The organism is Rhizobium sp. Leaf311, assembly GCF_001423445.1.
In the GTDB taxonomy this organism is placed as follows: Bacteria; Pseudomonadota; Alphaproteobacteria; order Rhizobiales; family Rhizobiaceae; genus Agrobacterium.
Window position 1 is genome coordinate 151,519 of the sequence record NZ_LMNZ01000009.1, and the last position, 24,995, is coordinate 176,513.

28 protein-coding genes are annotated in these 24,995 nt (G+C 56.8%); 9 read left to right on the forward strand and 19 right to left on the reverse strand.

What is annotated here, in order from left to right; all coding sequences use genetic code 11:
• Positions 1-26 precede the first annotated feature (26 nt).
• Positions 27-905 carry a 3-hydroxyisobutyrate dehydrogenase gene (gene mmsB, locus ASF69_RS14545; protein ID WP_062588679.1) on the forward strand — a complete coding sequence of 293 codons (879 nt, stop codon included), beginning with the start codon at positions 27-29 and terminating at the stop codon, positions 903-905.
• A 63-nt stretch (positions 906-968) separates the two neighbouring features.
• On the opposite strand, the gene ASF69_RS23105 is transcribed toward mmsB, so the two are convergent.
• From ASF69_RS23105 to rpmB, 8 genes are all read right to left on the reverse strand, one after another.
• Positions 969-1,376 carry a hypothetical protein gene (locus ASF69_RS23105; RefSeq protein ID WP_156462073.1) on the reverse strand — a complete coding sequence of 136 codons (408 nt, stop codon included), beginning with the start codon at positions 1,374-1,376 and terminating at the stop codon, positions 969-971.
• Positions 1,331-2,020 carry a TfuA-like protein gene (locus tag ASF69_RS14555; protein ID WP_062588683.1) on the reverse strand — a complete coding sequence of 230 codons (690 nt, stop codon included), beginning with the start codon at positions 2,018-2,020 and terminating at the stop codon, positions 1,331-1,333. Before ASF69_RS14555 ends, ASF69_RS23105 begins: the two co-directional genes overlap by 46 nt.
• Entirely contained in the window at positions 2,020-3,198 is a 1,179-nt protein-coding gene (locus ASF69_RS14560) for a YcaO-like family protein (RefSeq protein ID WP_062588685.1), read from the reverse strand. Before ASF69_RS14560 ends, ASF69_RS14555 begins: the two co-directional genes overlap by 1 nt.
• Before the next feature lie 2 nt (positions 3,199-3,200).
• A complete protein-coding gene (locus ASF69_RS14565; RefSeq protein WP_062588686.1) occupies positions 3,201-3,425 on the reverse strand; it encodes a hypothetical protein in 225 nt (74 codons plus the stop codon).
• Positions 3,426-3,437: 12 nt separating this feature from the next.
• Complete coding sequence (locus ASF69_RS14570; RefSeq protein ID WP_244475481.1) at positions 3,438-4,994, reverse strand: tetratricopeptide repeat protein; 1,557 nt, start codon at positions 4,992-4,994, stop codon at positions 3,438-3,440.
• 260 nt (positions 4,995-5,254) lie between these two features.
• Entirely contained in the window at positions 5,255-5,689 is a 435-nt protein-coding gene (locus tag ASF69_RS14575; RefSeq protein WP_062588690.1) for a helix-turn-helix transcriptional regulator, read from the reverse strand.
• A gap of 177 nt (positions 5,690-5,866) precedes the next feature.
• Entirely contained in the window at positions 5,867-6,517 is a 651-nt protein-coding gene (locus tag ASF69_RS14580) for a queuosine precursor transporter (RefSeq protein ID WP_062588692.1), read from the reverse strand.
• A gap of 106 nt (positions 6,518-6,623) precedes the next feature.
• The gene (gene rpmB / locus ASF69_RS14585) at positions 6,624-6,914 is read right to left on the reverse strand and encodes a 50S ribosomal protein L28 (RefSeq protein WP_062588694.1); all 291 of its coding nucleotides are present in this window, start codon (positions 6,912-6,914) and stop codon (positions 6,624-6,626) included.
• A 252-nt stretch (positions 6,915-7,166) separates the two neighbouring features.
• On the opposite strand from rpmB, the gene ASF69_RS14590 reads away from it, so the two are divergent.
• The gene (locus ASF69_RS14590) at positions 7,167-7,940 is read left to right on the forward strand and encodes a DUF3108 domain-containing protein (protein WP_062588696.1); all 774 of its coding nucleotides are present in this window, start codon (positions 7,167-7,169) and stop codon (positions 7,938-7,940) included.
• Between the two features lie 5 nt (positions 7,941-7,945).
• Here the strand turns inward: ASF69_RS14590 and ASF69_RS14595 are convergent, their stop codons facing one another.
• The gene (locus ASF69_RS14595) at positions 7,946-8,380 is read right to left on the reverse strand and encodes a cupin domain-containing protein (protein ID WP_062588701.1); all 435 of its coding nucleotides are present in this window, start codon (positions 8,378-8,380) and stop codon (positions 7,946-7,948) included.
• Positions 8,380-9,150, reverse strand: a complete 771-nt coding sequence (gene gloB, locus ASF69_RS14600) for a hydroxyacylglutathione hydrolase (RefSeq protein WP_062588703.1) — start codon at positions 9,148-9,150, stop codon at positions 8,380-8,382. The genes ASF69_RS14595 and gloB overlap by 1 nt, the downstream gene beginning before the upstream one ends.
• A 92-nt stretch (positions 9,151-9,242) precedes the next feature.
• On the opposite strand from gloB, the gene ASF69_RS14605 reads away from it, so the two are divergent.
• The 3 genes from ASF69_RS14605 to ASF69_RS14615 all read left to right on the forward strand — a co-directional run bounded on the left by ASF69_RS14605 (position 9,243) and on the right by ASF69_RS14615 (position 12,122).
• A complete protein-coding gene (locus ASF69_RS14605) occupies positions 9,243-10,004 on the forward strand; it encodes a class I SAM-dependent methyltransferase (RefSeq protein WP_062588705.1) in 762 nt (253 codons plus the stop codon).
• A gap of 82 nt (positions 10,005-10,086) precedes the next feature.
• Entirely contained in the window at positions 10,087-11,193 is a 1,107-nt protein-coding gene (hisC, locus tag ASF69_RS14610) for a histidinol-phosphate transaminase (protein WP_062588707.1), read from the forward strand.
• Entirely contained in the window at positions 11,193-12,122 is a 930-nt protein-coding gene (locus ASF69_RS14615; protein ID WP_062588709.1) for a prephenate/arogenate dehydrogenase family protein, read from the forward strand. Before hisC ends, ASF69_RS14615 begins: the two co-directional genes overlap by 1 nt.
• A 59-nt stretch (positions 12,123-12,181) precedes the next feature.
• On the opposite strand, the gene ASF69_RS14620 is transcribed toward ASF69_RS14615, so the two are convergent.
• Positions 12,182-13,183: a DUF2125 domain-containing protein gene (locus ASF69_RS14620; RefSeq protein ID WP_062588711.1), complete on the reverse strand. Its 1,002-nt coding sequence runs from the start codon at positions 13,181-13,183 to the stop codon at positions 12,182-12,184.
• A 46-nt stretch (positions 13,184-13,229) separates the two neighbouring features.
• Between ASF69_RS14620 and ASF69_RS14625 the strand changes: the two genes are divergently transcribed.
• Positions 13,230-13,757, forward strand: coding sequence for a gamma-glutamylcyclotransferase (locus ASF69_RS14625; RefSeq protein ID WP_062588713.1), 528 nt, complete (start codon positions 13,230-13,232; stop codon positions 13,755-13,757).
• Positions 13,758-13,761: 4 nt separating this feature from the next.
• Here ASF69_RS14625 and ASF69_RS14630 read toward each other — a convergent pair whose 3' ends face one another.
• The 4 genes from ASF69_RS14630 to ftsE form a co-directional block, all read right to left on the reverse strand.
• Positions 13,762-14,553, reverse strand: a complete 792-nt coding sequence (locus tag ASF69_RS14630; RefSeq protein ID WP_062588715.1) for a 1-acyl-sn-glycerol-3-phosphate acyltransferase — start codon at positions 14,551-14,553, stop codon at positions 13,762-13,764.
• A 129-nt stretch (positions 14,554-14,682) separates the two neighbouring features.
• Positions 14,683-15,378, reverse strand: coding sequence for a YdcF family protein (locus tag ASF69_RS14635; protein ID WP_062588789.1), 696 nt, complete (start codon positions 15,376-15,378; stop codon positions 14,683-14,685).
• 75 nt (positions 15,379-15,453) lie between these two features.
• On the reverse strand, positions 15,454-16,458 hold the full coding sequence (locus tag ASF69_RS14640) for an ABC transporter permease (RefSeq protein WP_062588717.1): 1,005 nt from the start codon (positions 16,456-16,458) through the stop codon (positions 15,454-15,456).
• Positions 16,451-17,110, reverse strand: coding sequence for a cell division ATP-binding protein FtsE (gene ftsE / locus ASF69_RS14645; RefSeq protein WP_062588719.1), 660 nt, complete (start codon positions 17,108-17,110; stop codon positions 16,451-16,453). Before ftsE ends, ASF69_RS14640 begins: the two co-directional genes overlap by 8 nt.
• 193 nt (positions 17,111-17,303) lie before the next feature.
• Here ftsE and ASF69_RS14650 point away from each other — a divergent pair, with 193 nt between their 5' ends.
• From ASF69_RS14650 to ASF69_RS14660, 3 genes are all read left to right on the forward strand, one after another.
• Entirely contained in the window at positions 17,304-17,969 is a 666-nt protein-coding gene (locus ASF69_RS14650; protein WP_062588790.1) for a DUF3426 domain-containing protein, read from the forward strand.
• 78 nt (positions 17,970-18,047) lie between these two features.
• The gene (gene hpt / locus ASF69_RS14655; RefSeq protein ID WP_062588721.1) at positions 18,048-18,593 is read left to right on the forward strand and encodes a hypoxanthine phosphoribosyltransferase; all 546 of its coding nucleotides are present in this window, start codon (positions 18,048-18,050) and stop codon (positions 18,591-18,593) included.
• A 146-nt stretch (positions 18,594-18,739) separates the two neighbouring features.
• Complete coding sequence (locus tag ASF69_RS14660; RefSeq protein WP_062588791.1) at positions 18,740-19,108, forward strand: response regulator; 369 nt, start codon at positions 18,740-18,742, stop codon at positions 19,106-19,108.
• 56 nt (positions 19,109-19,164) lie between these two features.
• Here ASF69_RS14660 and ASF69_RS14665 read toward each other — a convergent pair whose 3' ends face one another.
• The 4 genes from ASF69_RS14665 to argH all read right to left on the reverse strand — a co-directional run bounded on the left by ASF69_RS14665 (position 19,165) and on the right by argH (position 24,984).
• Positions 19,165-21,831, reverse strand: a complete 2,667-nt coding sequence (locus ASF69_RS14665) for a TIGR02302 family protein (protein ID WP_062588723.1) — start codon at positions 21,829-21,831, stop codon at positions 19,165-19,167.
• Between the two features lie 179 nt (positions 21,832-22,010).
• A complete protein-coding gene (lysA, locus tag ASF69_RS14670; RefSeq protein WP_062588724.1) occupies positions 22,011-23,279 on the reverse strand; it encodes a diaminopimelate decarboxylase in 1,269 nt (422 codons plus the stop codon).
• 11 nt (positions 23,280-23,290) lie between these two features.
• Complete coding sequence (locus ASF69_RS14675) at positions 23,291-23,488, reverse strand: lipoprotein (protein WP_062588792.1); 198 nt, start codon at positions 23,486-23,488, stop codon at positions 23,291-23,293.
• Positions 23,489-23,583: 95 nt separating this feature from the next.
• Positions 23,584-24,984 carry an argininosuccinate lyase gene (gene argH, locus ASF69_RS14680; RefSeq protein ID WP_062588726.1) on the reverse strand — a complete coding sequence of 467 codons (1,401 nt, stop codon included), beginning with the start codon at positions 24,982-24,984 and terminating at the stop codon, positions 23,584-23,586.
• Positions 24,985-24,995: the final 11 nt, after the last annotated feature.

Consider the following 24,995-nt stretch of genomic DNA (forward strand, 5'->3'; position numbering starts at 1 on the left):
CAGGGTGACATCAGAAGGAGGCGACAATGACATCCATTGCATTTATCGGGCTCGGCCACATGGGTGCGCCGATGGCAGCAAATCTGGTCAAAGCGGGGCACATTGTGCGTGGCTTCGATCTGGTGCCTGATCTGCTTGAACAGGCAGCCGCAGGCGGTGTCCTACCCTGCCACTCGCTCGAAGATGCGGTCGATGGATGCGATGTCGTCATCACCATGCTTCCAGCCGGCAACCATGTGCTGTCTGTCTGGAGCAGTCTGGCCTCTCTCGTCCCTGCCGGGACGTTGTTGATCGACTGCTCCACGATCGATATCGAAAGCGCCCGTTCAGCGCATGACTTGGCCGGCGACCACGCCTGTCCTTCACTGGATGCTCCGGTTTCCGGCGGAACGGCAGGTGCACAGGCCGCCACGTTGACATTCATGGTGGGCGGGCAATCAGAAAGCTATGCCCGAGCAGAACCGTTGCTGCAGGCAATGGGCAGGCGGATCGTCTTTTGTGGAGGACCGTCCATGGGGCAGGCGGCAAAAATCTGCAACAACATGATCCTCGGGATATCAATGATAGCCGTCTCGGAAGCCTTTGTTCTCGCCGACAAGCTGGGGCTTTCTCAGCAATCCCTGTTTGATGTTGCCTCTGTGTCATCCGGTCAATGTTGGGCATTGAACAGCTATTGCCCGGTGCCAGGCCCCGTTCCATCTTCACCCGCCAATCGAGATTATGTCCCGGGGTTTGCGGCGGCTCTGATGCTGAAAGACCTGTCTCTGGCACAGGACGCTGCGCGAATGAGCGGTGCAGAAACACCGCTCGGTAGGGAAGCGGCAGCGCTCTATCAAAGATTTCTGGACACGGGAGGAGGCGGGAAGGACTTTTCCGCAATCATTCAGATGCTTGGCGAAGCATAATAGAAACCGGGATAGGGAAGTAATCCCTGTCCCGGCAAAAATTTCATCTTGAAAAAGGTGGTGTCAGCAATGGCCTGCGCGAACGGAGGCAAGATTGATGATTTCTACATTTGAAAGGTCAACGTCCATCTCGCTTTGCAGTGCGGACTTGAGAGCCTGTTTTGCGACGTCGATATACCAGCTGGCGGAAGGCGCTCCCAGGGAGTCGGCGACACCTTCTGCATAAGTCAGCATGTTGATGAGAGTGAGAAAGTCCTCCTGGCGTTCATTAATCTGGGCGTCAGTGTTCATGGAAGTCATCGGTAAACTCATCGTATGTTGTTGCGACAAATTCACCCTAACGGCACCGATCCCATTTCGCGCGTTGCAAAACCGTTGCACACGCAGAACTTGATCATGCGGCACACCATTCGCGTTGCGCTTAATTAGTAATACATTTTCCGGAAAAGCGGCGTCGCGTTGAATTGCCATTCCATGTCGACCGCTGGCGCCAGATCACCTTGCATTGCCTGGATCAATTCCAGAGCATCGAGCCTCTTCTGGTCGATCCAACAAATGTCCACAACCGCTTTCAGCCTGTCGAAATCCATGTTTGCCGCCTGGGCGATAGCTTTCCATGTCCGGCGTTTGAAGAATATTTGGCAGGCGGCGTCATTGAGCAAGTTGTACTCCGTTGCGCTCATCATCTGCTTTTGGAGCATCCTGGCGAGGGTGGCCTGTACATTCACCAGTGGAAGGCTTGTGGCTGGATAACCAAGCTCTGCTGGACCATAGGTCAAGGCCACATCTGCATCGTCTACCCGTTTGCCGGAAGCGAAGTCCTCAAAGATCCTGCCGATGCCGACCATTCCGAAGGCCGCGCACTCTGCTGCACGCAGGGCGCCCATGCTGGCGGCTCCAAACACGCGAACCTTATTCGAAAGGGCGTATAGAAGCTCCTTATGCCACACGGGTGCTGCCATTGCGAACTGTCCATCGATGATACCAATGGCGGTTGCTCCATCGGCTAAGGCACGCATGACGTCTCCCTGGCAGGCGGGCGGTCGCAAATCGATATCCGGTGCAGCATAATCCCGAGCGTCTGGCAGGCTCGGTCCAACAAAGATAGTTTTCATCAAAGAGCCTTGGAAAGTGCGCGGCTGCCAAACCGCCTATGCCGATCGCCATCGGGGTTTTCCAACTGAGGGGCGACCACTTTCACGACAGAGGCCGGCAGCCAATCCGGGGCAAGATCGACGGCGAAAAGGTCGCAGATGCCACGTTCCTGAAGCCTGCCAAGGACGGCCTGCAGAGATTGCTGGGTCGATGTCGAACCGAGAACCGGCAAATCCTTCAAGCCTCTTGTGGCAATGGAATCCATCGCCTCCAGCGTTGCGGTATCTGCGGGCTGCGAAAAAATCTCCGGAAGAAGATCATCTCTGGCGCCGGCAATGAACGTCATTCTGGATTGCACCGCTTCCGTGATCGCTCTCATGGCGGCAATTTCGGGAAGGGTCGAGGCGCCCGCACCCATGGTGATGTCCACATGGCGTATGGATCGTGGATAGCTCCGGTCTCTGGGACCGAGAAGCGCTGCGACGCAAGGTATCGCCAAATCCGTCGTAATGTCGAATAGGGACATGTCGAGACCTGCAGCGGTGATCTTGTCCAGGGCTTCCCGCAGTGCCGGAGCACAAATTGCCGCAGTGTCTATCGCCCCTTTATATCGCTTGGTAGCGGGCGTTACCTGCCACAGCGTCAAGGCATCGCGCTCTACACGCTCCAGCAAACCATGCAGGACCGCTTCGTCACGTGTATTGCCCGAGGCAAGGCCGTCGGATGATTGCCAGTATCTGGACGCTGGTACTGTGCGGTCGAGATGGATTGCCTCATAGGGAAGCCAAACAGGCTGAGCGCCAAGGAGGTGGGTGCCGCGAACCCAGCTTGATTCTTCGTCTGGCGCTGGGGGCTTTGAGTGAGACAGAAGCAGGCAATCCAGCGTATCGACAGTCTGCCCCTCTTTTTCGAGCATCAACCGGCTTGTAACGCGCAAAAAGCAAACGGGATTTGTGGCAACCGCCCGCTCAATTGCCTCCATCGCTGCCGATGTCTTGGCCGCTTCGTCATCGATACCCTTTCCTTGGGCGATCACGATGGCCTTGGCGTTGGGAGCATATGCGCACCAGACTGCGATGCCGATATCATCAAGGCCGGTCTGTCGGGCAAGCCGCGTGATGCCCAACCGCGACAGGAAAGGCGAAACCCGTGAAAAGGTTTCGCCCGCAGAGCACGCTCGATAATTGTCGAGCTGCAAGATCAGTCTTGGCCTTCGTGGATGCCGGTTGCAATAGGCGATGTCGACGAAACCGCAATCGCCAGATTAACACCCTTGGTCAGTGTTACGCCCGAAGCGCGCAGAGAGGCTGCTGTCGCCAGCTCGTCGGACAGGGGAGCTTTGATAGCAGTCACGGTTCCCGCCTTCAGATCCGCCAGCCAAAGACCATTTTCGCCTTCAACCCCAAAAACAACTGCCTGTGTCATTAATACTTTCCTTTAAAAACCGGCCCTTATGAGCCCTTCGCGATACATTTCAGTCTGCCACGGTTCTTTGTGAGGAACGACCGCCAGCCAACGCTCCAAATCAAAACTTGGATTGTCTTCGAAGACCTTTGCTCGATAAACGCGAGCTTTGTCAATGTCTCCCATCATCCCACAACATGCTGCAGCCAGACGGGCGGCCAGGCGCTTGCTGGACATGCGGCCAATGTAATCCAGTGCCTGCTGATATTCCTCGAGAAAGTAACTGGCTCCTGCCGCAGTCCAGAAATAAATGTCTGGCGATATCGGGTTGAGAGAGATGGCGTGCTTGATCTTGACGATCGCATTCTTCGGGTCACTGTTATGGATGAGGCTGTCAGCATGGCTGCATAGGACATCGGCATATTGCGGGCTCAGGCTTTCAGCCTCAGCCAGCGCGGCGAGGCTTTCGTCGATTTGCCCCATGAAAAGACGGCTTACGCCGAGCTCCTTGAAGCCGCTGGCAGATCCACCATTCTGCTTGATAGCATTGTCCGCAAAATACTCGGCTTTCTTGAGCAGATCGTCGTCTCCTCGCGCTGTCAGTATCCACTCCATGGTAAGTGTACGTGACATGCCCGCCAGCGCTTCTGGCAGGTCGTTGCCGTGGTCCAGTGCCTCTTTGAAATATTTCCTTGCGCGGCGGGTCCCGGGCAGGCTGATGCTGGAAAGGGATTGCAATCCCTTGAGATAGAGAAAATAGGCTTCAGGTCTTCGCGAGAAATCACCCACGGCGCTTTGATGCGATCCAATTCGAGACATCAGTTGGCTTTGAATGGCCTGAGCAATCGTAGTGCGGTGTGAAGCAATTGAGACAGGCGAAAGCTCGAAGCGGTCTGCCCAGATGACCTCTTCGGTTGGCGTGAAAATCAGTTGTACGAAGAGATGGGTTTCGTTTCGCCGGCTGTCGAGTGCATAAACGACATTGTGCTTCTCCAGCACGGAAGCCTTGTCTTTCGATGCCTGTATTCGCTCCGAAGTATATGGTGCCACCACCGAGACAAAACGACTGCTGCAAAGTCCAATCGTCAGGTCTTCGATCAGCGCGTTTGCGACCGATCCCTCCCGGCTCGCCTCTTTCGACGTGTGCGGCGGAAGAAGCGCGATACGGGGCTGCGTGGAATGGTTTACATCATTCCTTCCAGCGGCGAGTGGCGCAGGACTGGCGGCGACTGCGGGAACCGCTTCACCAGACTTTTTTGTTCCCAGTTCGGCTGATAGCAGGTTCCTGATTTCATGATCGTGAGGGTCGGCTTCCAGCAGAAGGACCGCAGCCCGCCTGAGGTCGGCATTGGCCTGTGGCCTTCGAACAGGGTCTACCGCCAACGCCAGGAATTGCGCTCGAAGGCCACTTAGAAGTCGAAGGCGAACATCTCTCGCCCAAGTATCCAGAGCAGTCTTTCCGCCCCCGAGTGAGGGAAGAAATTGCATGGCGACCGCACTGCAGGCCGCTTGAAAACGCTCCAGTGGCGACGCAAGACCGTTGAACTCGAGATCGCAATGCAGAACCTCCCTGTTCAGCGAGAGGCTCATGGCTTCAACCGAGATGATGGGCGCCGCAATATCTTGAGTCGCCTGCGCGAAACGACGCAGAGTCGAACGCAGATTCGTGGCCGCAGCGTCACGGTTTCCTGGCCACAGGAGCTTGGCGATATCGCGTCGTGCGACCGGTTTTCCCACATCGTACAGATACGCGCAAATCAGCAAGGACTGGGAAGGAACGTTTATAACGTTGCCGCTTTCGTCCTCGAGATTGCATCTACCCAGTGTTGCCAGTCGCAGTGGCATGTCGATCAGTGCGCGCTGGAGGCGGAGGCTTCGGCGTCCTTCTGCGTCTCGACGGCGCTGCTGTTGCCGAGCGATTGAACGAGCTCAAGCACGCGGCGTCGTACACGGGCGTCTTCGATGGCCGAAAAGGCCCTTGCAAGCAACACACCCTCTTTCGAGTTCATGAACTGCGACAGGACGCTCGGAGCAGCGAGCGCTCTGTCTTCGGAGGCTTCTGGACCTCCTTCGAAGAAGTAGGAGATATGAACGTCCAGCAACTCGGAGATGTGCTGGAGACGGCTTGCGCCGACCCTGTTCGTGCCTTTTTCGTATTTCTGGACCTGCTGGAAAGTGATTCCCAGCCCGTCTCCAAGCTTTTCCTGGCTCAGGCCAAGCATGACGCGACGCATACGAATGCGCGACCCTACATGTATGTCGGTCGAATTTGGTGATTTCTTCATGATGCGGATGCCCCCTGGGACGTGAACTCTACGTATGATTGCCAGAAATTTTCTTGATCGCAACTGGTCGACAAAGAAAATACAGATAAATTCGAGATGTAGCTTAATATTGGGCAGAAGCTGCCAAGTCGTTCATTTCAACTTTATAAGTTAAGTGTCCGACTCTGCAGATAGCCTTCACCGTCGCGCCGGACGCTGAATAGCTGCAGGCGGGATCGGTTGCAGTATGTTCATCAAGGCGCCGTATGGCAGCAGAAGCACAAAACCCACCAATACCTTAACCGACAGGTCACCCAGCGCCCAGGACACCCAACGCGGCGCTTCGCTGGTGAAAATGCCGAAAATCGGCGCATGTTCGATAGCGAATGGATCATTGGCGCCAAGAACGCTGAAAGATGCTGCGAAGGCCAAAGAGAAGAACAGGGCGGTATCGACGACCGAGCCGAGCATCGATCCCGCCAACGGGGCCTGCCACCAGGTTTGACGACGCAGCCGATTGAAGACGAAGATATCCAGCAACTGGCCGATGAGATAAGCCGTTCCCGAGGCAATCGCGATCCGTGGAATGGACGTCCAGAAGGACAGCGTCACACCAACGACGAAGCCTGCCAGAACAACCCTTCGGGCGATGGCCGGACCGAATTGCCGGTTGGTCAGATCTGTGATGAGGAACGCGACGGGATAGGTGAATGCACCCCATGTCAGAAGATCGCCAAGATTGATGCCGAACAATGTGCCAGCGAGTGGATGCTGAACGAGAATGTTCGATGCTACGACGATGAGGGTCATCAGGCCAATATAGGCCAGTGTAGAGCGGAGGTAGGGCATTTTTTTATCCTGGGTGATGCCACCAGTTGGAGCCAAAAACAAGCGAAAGGCTTGAGCGGCAATTGCCAGTCAAGCCTTTCGAAAGTGCATGTTGTCGTAGCAGCGATTAAGCGGCTTCAACAGTCTTCTTTGCGATCTGACGACGCAGCAGACGTGCGCGCATCGAAAGATCATTCTCGCTGGACTTCAGTAGGAACGCGTCGAGACCGCCGCGATGCTCAACGGAGCGCAGAGCAGCTGCAGAAACGCGCAGACGGAAGCGCTGGCCGAGGGAATCAGAAATCAACGTTACCTGGCACAGGTTCGGGAGGAACCGGCGCTTGGTTCTGTTGTTGGCGTGGCTGACGTTATTGCCCGTCTGGACGCCCTTGCCGGTCAATTCGCATACACGGGACATGGGTACACCTATTTGTTATCGTCTGTTTCACCAGTGGCCCGCTACCCGGCAAAATCCGGTGAGCAATCCAACTGGCAATGATTGGAAAGTTGCGGTTCTATAGTCAGACAGGAACTTGCAGTCAAGCCGCCCGCTCTTTTTTGTGAGCGATTTCGCCGGTTTTCCACGTTACTCCGCTTTTTTATTGCCATAACTCGGCGTATATCATCGCGGCAGTGGACGGCATTTCCTGTCCGTCGAGGTGTTAACGCAATGAACGTCATAGCACAAAGGTTTTTCGCAGGTATCGCTCTTACGCTGGGAAGTCTTTCCCCGGCCTTTGCAGCAGAATCGCAGCACGATAGTGAATACAGCATCAATCTGGGCCTTCTGCCCATCGCGAGGGCTAATTTCTCGACTCGCATGGAAGGCTCGACCTACTCGATATCGGGTTCTTTCAGCTCGGCGGGAATCGCCAGCGTGCTGAAGGACATCTCAGGCAAGACGATTGTTTCCGGCGCCAAGCGTGGCAATCGTCTGCAGGCGAACGAGTATTCACTCGTCTACAAGGACGGCAAGAAGACGCGGACCTATGATGTGCAGTATCGAAACGGCAACGTCACGTCCACGACCGTAAAGCCTGAGCCGAAGTCGCGCCCGGACAATTGGGTGGATGTGAAGGATCGGGACCTGCGTTCGGTCCTCGACCCCATCTCTGGCCTGATATTCCCGGTAGGCGGTCGTATCTGCCCCAGTCGGCTGCCAATCTATGACGGCGAATCGCGGCTGGATCTGGTCTTGAGCTCAGGCGGTACCAAACCCTTCGCCACCAACGGATTTACTGGTGATGCGATTGTGTGCAACGCGCGCTACGTGCCCAAATCCGGCTTTCGCAAGGGACGCAAGGACATCGAGTATCTGAAATCCATTTCCATGGAAATCTGGTTCGCCAAGGCCAACAACATGGATGTGTATGCGCCGGTCTATGCGCGCATTCCGACCAAGGTCGGGCAGGTCTACATCACGGCAACCAAATATGGTGGCTAGCGCCGTCAGCCCGGTGACCAGCCGGGCGGAGCCATGACGAAACTTTCGAAGACAAAGCCCGGAGCCACGGTGCAGCCCACCAGCGTAAAATCACCGAGGCTCTCTGCAGCTTGCCAGTGATTGGCTGGGACAACCGCCTGCGGTCTTTGGCCATCGAGAAGGAAAGGACCGAGCTTAATTGTCTCAACGCCCTTTCCATCCGCGCTCAGGTGAAGCGCCAGCGGTGCGCCCGCATAATAGTGCCACGCTTCCGCCGCATCGATCACACGGTGCCAGTGCGACCGCTCACCCTTTTTCAGCAGATAGTAGATTGCGGTCGAATGGCCGCGGCCATCTTCCGGCCCGTCACGAAAGGTCTGACGATAGTAGCCGCCTTCAGGGTGCGGCTCCAGTTGCAATTCGGCGATGATGGCATCGGCGGATAGGTCTGCATATTGCATCAAAACTGATCCTTGCGGGCTCTGATTTCCGCAAAGACCTCAGCATCCGAGGCATCGGGGAGACCCAATTGCTTGCGGATATTGGCATCGGCAACGCGCATGTAGGGATTTGTCTGCTTTTCGAGCCCGATGGTGGTGGGTATCGTGAACTCGCCCTTGCTTCTCATATCCTCAACCGCACGCGCACGTTCAGTCAATGCGGAATTCTCAGGATCAACGGTAACCGCGAAGCGGGCATTGGCGAGCGTATATTCGTGCCCGAAATAGACTCTGGTTTCGTCAGGCAAGGCCATCAGCTTCTGAAATGAGTGCCACATGTCAGCTGCTGGGCGCTCAAAAAGACGGCCGCAGCCCATGGCGAACAGGGTATCGGCGGCAAAAAGCAATGCGTCATCCGGAAAGTAGTAGCAAATATGTCCGGCAGTGTGGCCGGGCGTTGCTATGACCTGAACACGACGCCCGGCCAGTTGAAACTCATCACCGTCCATTGCGGATTTGTCCAACCCGGGAATGGCAATGGCCTCGTCGTGGGGGCCGTGAATTTCGCAGCCGTATTTTTCCTTCAAGGCGAGATTGGCTTCAACATGGTCCATGTGGTGATGCGTGGTAAGGATATGGGTAAGCTTCCACCCACGGCGCTCGAGCGCAGCGATGATGGGAGCCTCCTCCGGAGCGTCGATAGAAACGGTGATCCCGGTCTCGCCGTCGTGTAGCAGGACGCCGAAGTTGTCACTGCGACAAGAAAATACCTCTATTTCCAACGGTTTCATATTCCTCTCCATCTTGGACTTCCAAACCAAAGGCGCCTCTTATGTAAACCCACCCGCCTTGAAGTCCAACGGGGGACTGCTACATTCTGCTGATGAACACCGATATTGTCGATCTGCGCGAATTCTATCATTCTCCGCTTGGCCGGTCCGCCGAGCAGGCGATCACAATGGCGCTTTCGACGCTCTGGCCTTCCTTGCCAGATGAGCGTCTGGTCGGGATCGGTTATGCCGTGCCATTTCTCGATCGGTTTCGCCACGATACGGAAAGAACCTTCGCCTTCATGCCAGCGGGGCAGGGGGCGGTTAACTGGCCGGCTGGGGAACGCTCCGCCACAGCCCTTGTGTTCGACGAGGAATTACCGCTCCCGGATTCCTCCATAGATCGCGTACTGATGGTTCACTCTCTGGAATTTGCAGAAAATCCTCGGGAGACACTCAAGGAATTGTGGCGTGTGCTTGCGCCAGGTGGACGTCTGGTCATCGTGGTGCCAAACAGACGTGGCGTGTGGGCCAGAATGGAACACACACCCTTCGGGTCCGGGCGGCCATACTCGCGCGGCCAGTTGACGACACTTCTCAGGGAAACGAATTTTACGCCGGGCGCTTCTGCGGAAGCCCTTTTCTTCCCGCCGTCGAAGGTTCGATCGGTGTTGAAGTTCCGACGCTATCTCGAAAGCACCGGCAGAAGGCTTTGGCCTGTCTTTTCGGGCGTCATCATCGTTGAGGCGCAAAAGCGTTTGTATCAGGGCCTGCCTGTCACTCAACGGGCATCGCGACGGGTGTTCGTGCCGGTTCTTGCGCCACACGGCGTGCCCACGACCCGGACATCAAGCGAACCGCTAAAGCCGCGCTGACACTCGACAAATCTTGCGTTCCGGTCTAATGCCCGAGGCATTATTTTGCCGGGTCCTCCGGCGTTTTTCAGAAGGTGATGAAATGAGTGCAGAGCCGAACCAACCTGTTCCACGTCCGGGCATTCTGGATATCGCTGCTTATGTTCCCGGCAAGGAACATGCAGAGGGGGTAGCGAAGGTTTACAAGCTCTCCTCCAATGAAACACCGCTTGGCCCAAGCCCGAAAGCCATCGAAGCCTTCAAAGCCGCAGCGTCAAATCTGGAAATCTACCCGGACGGTCAGGCTATGGCCTTGCGCCACGCCATTGCCGATGTCCATGGCTTGAATGTCGCCAATATCATGTGTGGCAATGGCTCTGACGAGCTGCTGGGCCTTCTATGCCACGTTTACCTGGGCGCTGGTGATGAGGCGATCATTACCGAACATGGCTTTCTGGTCTACAGGATCCAGATCATGGGCGCGGGTGCCCAGCCTGTCACCGTCAAAGAGAAGGATTGTGCCGTCGATGTCGATGCCATCCTCGCGGCGGTAACGAACAAGACGAAAATGGTATTCATTGCCAATCCTGGCAATCCGACGGGCACCTATGTACCCGTTGCAGAAATACGCCGTCTGCAGGCTGGCTTGCCCAAGCATGTCATCCTTGTGCTGGATGCCGCCTATGCGGAATATGTCCGCAAGAACGACTATGAGGCTGGCCTGGAGCTCGTCTCCGGCAACGCCAATGTCGTGATGACGAGAACTTTCTCAAAGGTTTACGGGCTTGCTGCGCTGCGTGTTGGCTGGATGTATGGTCCTGCTGCCATTATCGACGCTCTGAACCGGGTGCGCGGGCCTTTCAACATGAATTCGCCCGCCATTGCTGCCGGTGCGGCCGCGATTCGCGATCAGGCATTCATGCAGAAGGCGGTGGCGCATAACCTTGAATGGCTGGAGAAGCTCGCAGAGGCATTCACGGCGCTCGGCCTCGTTGTGACACCATCGGTGACCAATTTCCTTCTCATTCATTTCCCCGATGTCGACGGCAAGCGAGCCGCAGACGCGGATGAGTTTCTGACCCGCCGGGGTTACATTCTGCGTGCTGTGCGCGGATATGGTTTTGCGAATGCATTGCGCATGACGGTGGGCTCGCAGGAAGCCAACCTTGGCGTCATCGCCGCTCTGAAAGACTTCATGGAGCAAGCTTGATGGGCAGCGTATTGTTTGACCGTATTGCGCTCATCGGCATCGGCCTGATCGGCTCTTCCATCGCGCGTGACATAAAGGACGCCGGTCTGGCGCGTGACGTCGTTATTTCGACGCGCAGTCCCGAAACACTGAAGCGGGCCGAGGAGCTGGAGCTTGGAACAGCCTACACCATATCGGCTGCGGAGGCGGTAAGGGACGCAGATCTCGTCATCATTTCGGTGCCGGTCGGCGCTTCCGGCAGCGTTGCGGAGCAGATAGCTCCCAATCTCAAACCCGGCGCGATCGTAACCGATGTCGGCTCCACGAAAGCCTCGGTTATCGCGCAGATGGCACCTCATATGCCTGATAGCGTTCATTTCATTCCGGGGCACCCCCTGGCCGGTACGGAAAAGTCCGGCCCGGACGCTGGCTTTTCAGGATTGTTTCGTGATCGCTGGTGCATCTTCACGCCCTTGGCCGAGACTGATCCGGACGCCCTTGCGAGATTGAAGGCGTTCTGGGAGCAGCTCGGCTCACGAATCGATGAAATGGACGCCGAGCATCACGACAAGGTGCTGGCCATCGTTTCACACCTTCCGCATATCATCGCCTACAACATCGTCGGTACGGCTGACGATCTTGGTACGGTGACCGAATCGGAAGTCATCAAATATTCCGCATCCGGCTTTCGAGATTTTACCCGTCTGGCAGCGTCCGACCCAACCATGTGGCGGGACGTATGTTTGCACAACAAGGATGCCATTCTTGAAATGCTGGCCAGGTTTTCCGAGGACCTTGCCTATCTGCAACGGGCGATACGGTGGGGAGAGGGCGACAAGCTGTTCGAACTCTTCACACGCACGCGTACCATCCGTCGTTCAATCGTGGAAGCCGGGCAGGATGTGGATGCACCTGACTTTGGCCGTCACACGCTGGATGCAAAGAAATAGGCTCTCTGATCTTTTGGGTGGCGCGTCGGCAACGGTGCGCCACCGCTCGCTCGTAGCCCTCAGATCGGGGGAATTTTTCCGAGCGGTATGAAGCCGCTGACCGTTGCCCGGCCACGGTCGACAACCAGATCGACAGACGCTCTGTCTCCTCCGCCCGCAAGGGCACGAAGCAGTTTACGGGCGGTGTCTATGGTCGATTGGAGTTGCGGCAGCGCCTGCTTGGCATTGTCTGCCCAATCGCCCAGTTTTTCGATTTCCAGCTTGAACTGACCTGACAGGTAGCCCTGCTCGTCAAAGGAGAACGGACCCGTCAGCCGCATGGTACGTCCGTCGCCGATATCCAGCATCAAGCGGCGCAACTCTCCACTAGCGCCGTAGAGGCCGGAACGATCGCTGCCATCGATCATGCCTGCTTTGCCTGCAAGCGTCAGATCGGCAATGGCATTCAGCCTTGGCAAGAGTTGCGGCCAATCCTTGATGACGGTGGAAGCATCCGTCAGGGTGACTGCGCCATCAAGATCGGCACCGTTCTGGCGCAGGTGAACTTCCGTTTTCGCAGCATCGAAATTGACCGTCTGGGCCGTGACGGCGGAAACCGCCGAAGCTTTCAGCCCGTCAATCACGAGCGATGTCCGGTCGATGCCTTTCAGCTTGGTGACAAGGCTGGATTGCAGGTTCGCCCATTGCGCGGACACGCTGAGGCCATGGCCGGTCTGTATTGTCGCTGGCGAGTCCAGTTCCCAGACAATGTGGCCTGGAGCATAGATTTGTGCGGCAGACCGCAACTCACCGAAGGATGCCGACATGTCGTTGGCGGTATTCTTGACATCCACCTTGGAGCAGAAAAGACCGATACGGAATGGGTAGCCCCTGAAGGCAATGTCCGAGCACTCGCCCGTCACGCCTGCCGCGCCACCGGGGGCAAGAGTCCGTATGACGGTGTCCTGAAGGCGTTGCGCCGCATAAAACCAGCCTGCCGTGTAGATGGCGGCGACCGCAATGATCCCGACACCGAGAAAAAGGAATTTTCTGCTGGTTCGGGATTGGCTTGACGCTGCCATGATGATCTCCAATGGTAGACACAGGTGATTTGGTGTGGCTTGCGATATGGACGATTTTTGGGTCTTTGGCTATGGCTCGTTGATGTGGAACCCCGGCTTCCCGTTTGAGGAGCGCCAGCAGGCGCGTCTTTACGGATACCGGCGGTCTTTATGCATACGGTCTAATCTCTACCGTGGTACGGAAGAAAATCCCGGTCTGGTGCTGGGGCTGGAGCGTGGCGGCTCTTGCCTGGGGGTTGCCTTCCGGGTTGCGCAGGAAAACCGCGCGCCAGTGCTTGATTATCTGCGGGAACGCGAATTGGTCAGCAATGTCTACAAAGAGCGCGTGCTCTCCGTAGGACTGGCCGACGGAAGACGACAGATGGCGCTGACTTACGTCGCGGACCGTCAACACCCGCAATATATTGGCGATCTCGCCCTTGAAGAGGCGGCCATGATCGTCAGCAATGCGTCGGGGCGTTCGGGCCCTAATGTCGATTATGTCTTCAACACCGTCGCACATCTGCAGGACATGGGAATTCGCGACGCGCTGCTGGAGCGTGTGGCCTCCAATGTCAAGAAACAGGCGGGTTAAGCGTTCAGGCGGATTGGTTTTGCCGTAGTTCCGCCAGTCGCTTGGCAGCCGATGGGGGCATCGGAAGGTCAGGGTTATCGCGCGCGGTTTCTAGAAGAAGCTCGTCACTCGCTTTTTCGGTGACTGCAATCAACTGCTTGAAAAACACATCCGGGTCTAATCCCGGCTCTATCGGAGGAAGGATGCGAACCGTGAAATGGCCGGGATAGCGCATCGTCGTGTGACGCGGCCAGAAAAGTCCGGGGTGCATTGCAACCGGCACGACAGGGACCTTCAGGTCGCGGTACAGCCTTGCAATGCCATAGCGATATTCAGGTTCGGCACCGGGCGGCCGGCGCGTCCCTTCCGGGTAGATGATCAGTTCCCGGCCCTTGGCCATTTCTTCGCGGGCGCGATCCATGACCTTCAGCATGACCTTTCCACGTGCGGCACGGTTGACGGGGATCATACGCTGCTTTGCGACATACCAGCCAAATAGCGGTATCCACATCAACTCCCGCTTCAATATGTAGACCGGGTCCTTGAGGTTGGGAAGGAGCGCATAGGTATCCCAGAATGATTGGTGCTTGGGTGCGAAAATGCAGCCAGTTTCCGGAATGTTTTCCAGACCTTCTATGGTGAAAGTCGTGCCGACGATCTTTTCCATCAGCCAGTGATTGGATCGAGCCCAGGCTTTTGGAATCTCAAACGCCAGCTTTCGCGGCACCAGGAAATAGATTGGCGTCAGCACAATCATCCTGACGATGAGATTGAGATAGAAGAGCGTGTTGAAAAGAATGGAACGCAGTCTGAGCATAGAAAAGGCTTCCCCCGGCGCATCCGTTTCAGCGGAAGAAAGCGAAATCCGATGTCGTGCGCAGGGCTGAACGCCTACACGAAAACAGGGTATCTCAGCAAGACCAATCCAGCGTGCGATGCGCTATAGTCAGTTGGACGGAGGCCCGCTTCTCAGGCCATTACCCTTGCCCAAGCCGGTCAGGTCCCGGGTGGCCGCAGCTACGAACTTGATGTACTCGGATATCATCGTCCGCACGACATCCGGATTCGCAAACCAGTTGGTGCGGGCGAGGTCCGAATTGATCACCGGGTAGGCGATAAATTGCGTTTCCGGGCTGGAACTGCGCAACTCGTGCAGGCTTCGGTGCATGTGGTAGTTGTTGGTGACAACAACGACAGAAGCGTAGCCCCTGTCCTTTATCCACTTAGCGGCCTCGCTGGCATTCCCGATCGTGTCCACGGCCTGATAGCCCATGTCCACACAGCAGGCGAAGAGATCGGCCGAGCTCTGCGTCATCTTGCGAATCTGGGCGCGCGTTGTCGATGGATTGACCCCTGAAATCAGCAAGCGCTTGCCGACACCGTCGCGCAGCAATCCGACAGCCTGATCGATCCGAAGATAGCCGCCCGTCAGCACGATAATACCATCTGCCTTGGTTGCTGAAGGGGGACGCATGGAGGCAACCGAGTCTGCAAACCAGAGAAAACCTCCGAACACAGCGCCCGCAATCACCATGCAGATCAGGATTGTTGCCCTAACGAACCGACGCAAACGCCCCTTGCGCGAAAACCAGCGGTTTCGCGGCGTCGGAGTCAAATCGTCATCCGGGTCTGTACGACTCATTGCCATGAGTTATCCGTAAGCTTGGATCAAGGCAAGAAACAGGTAGCTTCTTTCCGCTGGCGGTATCTGCCGTCATCAGACACCCTCACTCTTTGACGGGTCGGAGCGCACGCGATCAATATCGTCAATCGTGCGGATCACTGTCATTCGAGCCGTGACCGTCGTCAGCAAAGCAATGATCAGCATGGTGGCGAAAATGCCGATATAGCCCTCCAGACCAACAGAGAAGGTGCCAAAAAGAGCGCTAGCCTGATCGCTCTGCGGTGTTGCCAGTGAACGGGACTGCCAGAAACCCGCAGCAAGAAACACAAGGGCAGCCAGCGCACTCCCGGCTCCGGAACCTTTGAGGCTGATTTTCAAGAAGTGTTTTTGAAACTCCCGTGCCACAAAACTGCTCTCGGCACCGACGAAATGCAGGACTTCAACGATATGACGATTGCCGGACAGGGCGCCGCGTGTCGCAAAAATCACGGTAAGCACCATGGCGCTGAAGACCAGTATCAAGACGCCAAGGCCGATCATGACAGTCGTATGGGCCATTGAGACGAGACGGTCCACCCAGGTGCGGTGGTCATCCAGGAATGCCTGCGGAATTTCCGTTTTCAGCATGGCACGCATCGCTTCAAAGTCAGGTGGATTGTTTTCGTCGATCGTGATGATGACGAGCCTGGGCACCGGGAGTTCCGACAGATCGAGGCCCGCACCCAGCCACGGCTCAAGCAGACGGCTCGTGGCGGCGTCATCCATGATCGTTCCCTCGCGCGTGCCCACGAAAGAAAGCGCAAGATTGCGTGCCTTGTTGAGTGCGGCATTCATGTCGAGGCCGTCTTCCGGCTTGATCTGAATGGTGATCTCGCGCGAAATCTGGCTCTGCCAGCTGGAGGCCGTGGCGCGCACCATGCTCACGGCACCCAGCGTCAGGCAGGCAAGAAATGCCATGATCGCGATAACGACGATCAGCGCGTTTCCCTGAATGTTGGAAGGCGGCAAGATGGGCGCCATTGGCCGAATGCGCATCTGCGGCATCTTTGGCGCGGCCTTTTGCGAGGGCTTGAGGGCTTTACGGCTCATCTCATTCATAAACGTCGAGCCGCCCTTCCGTCAAAATCATCCGTCGTGCGTCAACCTGATCCATCAGGCCGAAGTCATGGGTGGCGATGACCACTGCAGTGCCGAGGCGGTTCAATTCAAGAAACAGGTTCAGCAACCGCTTTGCCATTGGAGGATCGACGTTACCCGTCGGCTCGTCCGCGAGAAGAATTTCCGGCTGATCCATCAGAGCTCTGGCAATCGCCGCGCGCTGTTTTTCACCACCGGAGAGAATGGGCGGCAGCACGTTGATTCGCTCACCAAGGCCGACCCATTTCAAAAGCTCGATGACATCGTTGCGATAGGCGCTCTCTTCCTTGCCGCGCACACGAAGCGGAAGCGCCACATTTTCATAGGTTGTGAGATGATCCAGAAGACGAAAGTCCTGAAACACGATGCCGACGCGGCGGCGCAGCAGCGGCAATTCACTACGGGGAATACGGGAGACATCGCGGCTGAACATGCGGATATGCCCGCGGGTGGGCTGCAGCGACATCAGCAGCAGGCGCAGAAGCGTCGTCTTGCCGGCACCCGATGGTCCTGTGAGGAACTGAAACGAACCCTTTGGGATATCGAACGTCATATCCCGCAGAATCTCCGGACCCATTCCGTACCGCAAGCCCACATTTTCGAAATGGATCAACGAATTTCCAGTCTTTTGCTTTCGTGGCGATTTGTCTGCATCGTCGCTATGGCCTCATCAACCCGGGTCGCATCCGGGGCCTTTTCCAGCGTCTTTGCAAAGCATTAACCAATTAAATTTACGACTAGGCAGGATTTCATTCAATGCCCAGTTTTTATCGGGCCGAAAAACTGACTGAGGGAACTTCATGGGTATGTTCCGTTCAACTCGCCGGCAGGCGGCACTCGATTTGGATCTGTTGATGCCGGAAGCGCCACTTCGCCAGACCTGGCGAACGCGCAACGGTAACGACATCCTAGATGCCGACTTTGTCACGATAAAGGAAACGCCGTTTTGTGACCATGGAAACGACAATAGAGACGTGAATTATCAACAGAAGGCGTCAAAACCGGCTTCTGCCCTCGGCGTCCTCTTCGCCTTCGTGCACTGGTTAGACAGAAAGCTTTCGACGCTTTCGGTGGATGGGTATTCTGCGATCGTGGCAGCTGCGGTTGTCCTGGTGTTTTTTCTCTCCGGCGGATTTGCAGCACTGCAGGAAAAATCGGCAGCCGCATCACCTGTCGCGCCGCTTAGCATTACGCATGTTACGGTTACGCCTCAGGATGCTGGAGGGATGGAAGTCCTGCTTATCAACGGCATCGTCGAAAACAACAGCAATGATCCGCAGGCGCTGCCTGCAATCCGGGCCGATCTTTTTGCGAGCAAGGGCGAAAAGGTGGCAAGTATGCTGATCGAGCCTCCCGTGCAGGACATAAAGGCGGGCCTTAGCCACGGTTTTTCTGCAAGACTGCGGCATCCCGGTGGAAAAACGCCCGAAATCAAGCTTTCTTTTGCTGAAACGGGTGTTTCCGAACGCTGACTGTGCTACCGGACGCCCTTCGTTTCGTTTCGGCGGGTCGTGTTGACGATCCGATGCCGGATTGGCGCAGGAGAAGACATGCCCGTCGTTCGTGGAAAAAATATCGAGCCCCTCTACACCGCAGAGCAAATTGCCGAGCGCAACCGCGACCTCGCCAAGCGGATCGCGAGCGGGCCGACGAATGACCTGCTCGTTATCGCGGTATTGAAAGGTTCTTTCATCTTCGCCGCCGATCTCATCCGTGCCCTGCATGACAGTGGACTGGCGCCGGAAGTCGAATTCATCACGCTTTCCAGCTATGGCACCGGCACCGTTTCCCAGGGCGTCAGGATCGTCAAGGATATCGATAGCGATGTCAAAGACCGTGACGTGCTGTTGATCGACGACATTCTCGAATCCGGCCGAACGCTTCTGTTTGCGAAAGAACTGCTCTACGAGCGCGGTGCGCGCAACGTTTCCATTGCCGTGCTGCTGGATAAGAAGGTGAAGCGCAAGGAACAGCTCGAAGCAGACTATGTCGGCTTCGAATGCCCTGATTACTTCGTGGTCGGTTATGGAATGGATGTGGCTTACGCATTCCGCGAGCTTCCCTTTGTCGGCGTCGTCACCGGAGACGCCGACTGAGCCGGCCGTCCTGCCTGTAAGACAGAGGCAGGATACCGCCATGCATTGTTAACCATGCCGCCCGTATGCGCTGCGCCATTTACCTCTTGCAAAGGGAAATGACCGAGTTTGTTGCTCGCTGGAATGAATACCAGGAGCGATGGAAAATGGCGAAAATATTAATCACAGAAGACGAAGACGCGTTGCGCACCTTTGTGGCGCGTGCGTTGCGTCTGGACGGGCACGAAACTCACGAAGCCGCTGACGGCGAGCAGGGATTCGAGAAGCTGAACGAGCACACGTTCGACCTTCTTCTTTCGGATATCCGTATGCCTGTCATGGACGGCATCGAGCTGGCGCACCGCGCTTCCTCTCAATTTCCGAATCTCAAGATATTGCTGATGACGGGTTATGCCGAGCAGCGCGAGCGGGCAGATGACTTGATGGAAAAGATCATCGATGTCGTGCCAAAACCCTTTGCGCTGCCTGATATCCGCAAAGCCGTGGCGCGTGCGCTGGCAACTGCAGCGGCCTGACAGGCCAAGGCGCAAAACGCGGGCGGCTCACCGCCCGTTTTTTATTACGTTCAGATCTACTGAATATCCAGCAACCGTTCCAGATACCGGCGTTCGACTTCACCGGGCGGGTTGTTTCCGAGTTTCTCACGGATGGCTTCAAGAATTTCGCGGGCGCGCTGGACATCGATTTCGTCGGGCACTCTGACCTGATTGTCTCCAAAATCAGGGCCGCTGCTTTCGCGTGGCCGTCCCAGCGGGTCGCGACCGTTCTGCCCACCTTGACCCATCATCCCTTGCTGGCCTTGCCCCGGCTGCTGACCCTGCTGCCGCATGGCCTGCATGATCTGGCCCATCATGTCCTGGGCGCCCTGGCGCAATGCGTTCAGCGCGTTGCCTTGCCCTTCAACGGCCTGCTCGCCCTGGCTTTGACCGAGTGCCTGACCGGCACCCTTCATCTCCTGCTCCGCCTTGCCGAAGTTCTGGCCGGGGTCCATCCCAAGATCGCGCAGACCCTTTTGTAGCTCGCCGAGTTGCTTTCCAAGGCCGTCCTGCTGTTCGCGAAGGTTTTTCAGCGCTTCCCGCAGCTGTTGCGCCGTCATTTGATCTGTTGGGTTCTGACCGTTTTGACCCTGCTGCTGCGGGTTCTGCTGGCCGGGTGGTTGTTGGCCATTTTCGCCCATCTGTTGGTCGCCGCCCTGTTGACCCTGCTGCGGGTCGCCGCGCTGCATTCTGTCGCGAAGGGCCTGATCGAGCTTGAAGGTTTCATCCATCAGCTTCTGTTGTTGCTGCATGATGTCACCCAGCTTGTCGATCTGCTGGCGAAGCTGGCTGTTCTGTTGCTGCTGTTGACCCTGTTGGCCGCGTTGCGGACGCCCGGCCTGAAGATTGTTCATCATTCGCTGAAGTTGCGACAGCATCTCCTGGGCCGCATCCCGATTACCGGAGCGGGCGAGGTTCTCGATCTGGTTCATCATGTTCTCCAGATCGCGTTGCCGCAGAACGTTCTGCGCCTGCTGATTCATGTTTGCCTGGGGGGCGTTCTGCATCCGCTGCGCGAGCTCTTTCATGAACTCGTTCATCGCCTGGCGAAGCTCTTGCATAAGCTTGGCAATTTCCTCGTCCGGTGCCTTCCGTTCCAAGGCTTCCGAAAGCGCGGTCTGGGCGTCGCGCAGGCGCTGCTCGGCTTGCGACAGATCGCCATCCTCTATGCCAAGCGCGATTTCCCAAAGGTAATCGGACGTGTTTTTCAGCAGCTCCTCATTGTAGGCGAGCTTCATTCGGGCTTGTGCCGATTGCAGCAGAAGATAATGCGTGGTGTTCGGGATCGTGTCTTCCGGACGCAAAGACACCGCCTCATTATAGGCGATTGCCTTGGGCATCTGGCGTGTGTCGAGCGAGAAAATCTGTCGTTGCTCGACAACGGATGCGGCCAGCGGTTCAGAGAAATTGCGTCCGGGAAGTATCATTTCCTGTGACGGACTGCGGCCGGTTTGGCCTGCGCCATCCGTGGCAACCAGAGTGATGCGCACCCTTTTGCCTGCCATCGGGTGTTCCGTTAGGTTCCTGCTGGTTACAGCTTTCATATCGCGCGAATTTTGCCTCGGCAGATTCAGCTTGAATTCCGGCGGTGGATAGAGCGGCGTCGCGCCTTCCTTGACGCCGACAGGTTCAATGACGGCATGAGCTTCGCGAAGGCCATAGTCGTCCTTCGCCGTAAATCCAATTTCTAGCGCTCCGTTGACCGCGCGGCGCGGCAGCTTGTCAAAGGCAATGGTCGGTGCCGTGTCCGGGATGACATTGAACTGCCATTGTTGCCCGTTGGCCTCGATTGTTCCGCTTTCGGCAACCTCCATGGAAAATGTCCTTGGTGGCAGCGGCTTATCTGCAGGTTGGTCTGAATTTGCGACCGTTTCCTCAGCTTCGTCCTTCTCGCCTTCAGCACTCAGCTTCTGGAGTTGCCCGGCCTCGTGGGGCTCGAAGGTTACTTCTTCATTTCCATCGCCACCTGTCATCCTGATCGTCAACCGCGATGATTGCGGCATGGAAATGGCTTCGCTTCCGGTCGCATTGTTGCCGGTTAGGAAAATGGGAGCGCGCCCGGTATAGGACGGGGGGGTGACCCAGGCATCCAGCCGGATATCGGGATTTGCGGGTCCGCCGGTGGGGTGGTTGCGGAAAGCATCCGCAATACCGCCTGCGCCATTGGAAAAAGAAAAGCCAAAAGCCGTGACGAGCAGTAGCGCTGGAAGCGCCCGCAAGGCCATGCGGTCGTGAGAGGCGATATCTGGTCTTGGAAGACCGGCATCGAGCGCGGCAATTTTCTCGGCCATGCGCAACTGGTGCTCTTTCCAGAGAGCCCTTGCAAACAGCGTTTCGAATGCCGGTTCGTCCTCCTGCACGCCAACTGGCTGGTGCGGTAGGCCGTTGCGTGCTTCCAACAGCCGCGATGCTTCTTCTTTCGTCGGCCACTTCACGCGCGTCATCGGCAAAAGAGACGTGATGAAGGAGAAGATGAGGACAAATACGACGGCAAGGCGAAGAATGTCCGGCATATGACGGAAAATGCCAAACCAGGCGATCGCTAGAAAAATTGCGGCCAATGACAGGGGCAGCAGTGTTCTGGGCGCCAAGCGTTCAGCGAAGAGCACGAGTTTTGCAAAAAGACGTTTGCCCGCCACGCGCCGGGCAAGTTCAGGTCTGTTGCTGAAAGCGCCTTTACCGCCTTGCCTGGATGTGGTCATCAATCCGTTCTCCCGGTTCTGGCCACCCGATTTCGCCATGTCCGCGATAGCGTTCCAATTGGCGATCAAATTCAGTGCACGGCAGTTAGGATAGCATTCTTTATGGCGAAGACGAGGGCAAGCACCCGCCAACCCTCGTTTTTACCTCGGTTTCGCTCAATTGTGATCAGCAGACCCGATCATTCCAGCCAGGCTGGGACAGAATCCAGTGCTATCAGTTGCTCATATGTGCCACGCGGACGAACGACGTGGAACTGGTTACCCTTGACCAGAACCTCCGGGACAAGAAGCCGGGAATTATAGGTACCGGCCTGGACGGCGCCATAGGCCCCTGCGGAACTTACCGCGATCAGGTCCCCAGGCTGTGGCGCGGCCATTTCGCGGTCCAGTGCCAGATAATCGCCCGTTTCGCAGACCGGCCCAACGACATCCGCCTTGATGCGAGGGCAGTCGGCCGCGGGCTGAACCACAGGGCGAATGCCGTGATAGGCTTCGTAAAGCGTCGGGCGAATGAGGTCGTTCATCGCGCCGTCAACAATCACGAAAGTCTTGTCTCCGCTGTCTTTGACGTAGATGACCTCAGTGACAAGTATCCCGGCATTCCCCACGATGAGGCGGCCTGGCTCCGTGACGATCTTGCAATCAAGGCTCTTCAGTTCGTTCTTGACGATGTGGGCGTAGGCATCGGGAAGGGGCGGAGGATTGTTGTCATCACGGTAAGGAATGCCCAAGCCGCCGCCGATGTCCACATGGCTGATCGTGTGACCGTCGCCACGCAATGCTTCCACCAGCTCACGCAGCAGGCGGAAGGCGTCTTCAAACGGCTGCAGTTCCGTAATCTGGCTGCCGATATGCATATCGATGCCGCTTACATGAATTCCCGGCAGCGTGGCGGCGTGTTTGTACACGGCGCGGGCGCGTTCGTATGAAATGCCGAACTTGTTTTCCTTTTTGCCCGTCGAAATCTTGGCATGGGTGCCAGCATCCACGTCCGGGTTGATGCGGAATGAAACATGCGCCTTCTTGCCTGCCTTGACGGCGCGAAGATTGAGGACTTCCAGTTCAGGCTCGGACTCGATGTTGAAGCAGTAGATACCTGCCTCAAGGGCAAAATCCATCTCGGCAACGGTCTTGCCAACACCGGAAAACATGATGCGGCTTGCAGGGACGCCCGCCGCCAGCGCACGACGCAATTCACCGCCGGAGACAACATCGATGCCGGCCCCGAGCTTTGCCAAGGTTGCCAGCACGGCCTGATTGGAATTCGCCTTCATCGCGTAGCAGACCATCGAATCTACATCGGCGAAAGCCTCACTGAACACCTTGTAGTGGCGCTCAAGCGTCGCGGTGGAATAAACGTAGAAAGGCGTGCCCACGGCCTTGGCAATTTCAGGCACGGGAACGTTTTCAGCGTGAAGCACGCCGTCGATATACTGGAAATGGTTCACAGTTGCGGACCTTAAAGAAGCTTGTCGAGAACGAATGGCCGCTCAGGCGTGGGCTGCACCGTGCCGTTGGTGGAGCGGATATTGCGCTGCTCCTTCGGCGTGCTGGGCGGATCGATGTCGCCTTTGCGGCCGCAGCCTGAAAGTGCAAGGCCGACGGCGAGCGTCATGCCGACTGGAACGATGAATGTACGCAAGGTTTTTGAAAGCATGGGCCCGTCCAAAGGAAATTTCTGCATTCCTGATACCGAAAAACAGGGCGCTTGTGCACCCTGTTTCTTGTGATGCTGACCGAACGCCAGACTGATCAGTTCCGCGCGCGCCACCAGGCGATCTGCTTGCGGACTTCAGATGGCGCCGTGCCGCCAAAGCTTGTGCGGCTGGCAACCGATGCCTCAACCGAAAGCACATCGAAAATGCCTTCGGTGATGGCCGGGTTGATGGCCTGAAGATCCTCCAGCGACAGATCGGCCAGATCGCAGCCTTTCTTCTCCGCAAGGGCCACAGCGTGGCCGGTCGCGTGGTGCGCGTCGCGGAAAGGCAGGCCTGCCTCGCGGACAAGCCAGTCTGCGAGATCGGTGGCCGTCGAATAGCCGGAACCTGCGGCGTCGCGCATCTTGTCGACGCGGACTTCCAGATCGCGGATCATTCCTGTCATGGCAGCGATGGCAAGTTCCAGGCTTTCAGCGGAATCAAATACCTGTTCCTTGTCTTCCTGCATGTCCTTGGAATAGGCCAGGGGCAGTCCCTTCATGATGGTAAGAAGGGCGATCAGCGAACCGTTGATACGACCTGTCTTGGCGCGCACCAATTCTGCCGCATCCGGGTTCTTCTTCTGCGGCATGATCGAGGAGCCGGTCGAAAATGCATCCGACAGGCGGATAAATCCGAATTGCGGTGTCGACCAGATGACGATTTCTTCAGCCAGGCGCGACAGATGCGTGGCGCAAATGGACGCAATCGACAGAAACTCCAGCGCAAAGTCACGGTCCGATACCGTATCGATGGAATTGCGCGTCGGCTCGCGGAAACCCAGCGCCTTTGCGGTCATGTGCCGGTCTATGGGATAGCCGGTGCCTGCCAGTGCTGCGGCGCCGATCGGGCTTTCATCCATATGTTCGATGGCGTGTCGCACGCGGGCGCGGTCTCGGCCAAACATTTCAACATAGGCCATGCAGTGGTGACCGAAGGTGACCGGCTGGGCCGTTTGCAAATGGGTGAAGCCCGGCATGACCGTGTCGGCGTGCTCTTCGGCGCGGTCGAGAAACGCGGCAATCAAGGCCGTCAACATCTGCTCGGTCTTTTGGAGTTCCTCTTTCACCCAGAGGCGAAAGTCGAGCGCGACCTGATCGTTGCGCGAGCGGGCCGTATGAAGGCGTCCCGCTGCCGGGCCGATCAGATCAGCCAGACGCGCCTCGATATTCATGTGAATGTCTTCGAGCTTGCGAGAGAATTCAAAGGATCCGCTTTCGATTTCTGACAGGATCGTGTTCAGGCCCGTGATGATCTTGTCTTTATCTTCGCCGGAAATGATGGCTTTTGAAGCCAGCATGGTCGCATGTGCTATTGAGCCGCGGATGTCCTGCGCATAAAGCTTCTTGTCGAAGCCGATCGAGGCATTTATTTCTTCCATGATGGCAGAAGGACCGGAAGCGAAACGTCCGCCCCACATCTGGTTGGAGGATTTTTGTTCGATGCCGTCAGCCATTATTCGCCTGC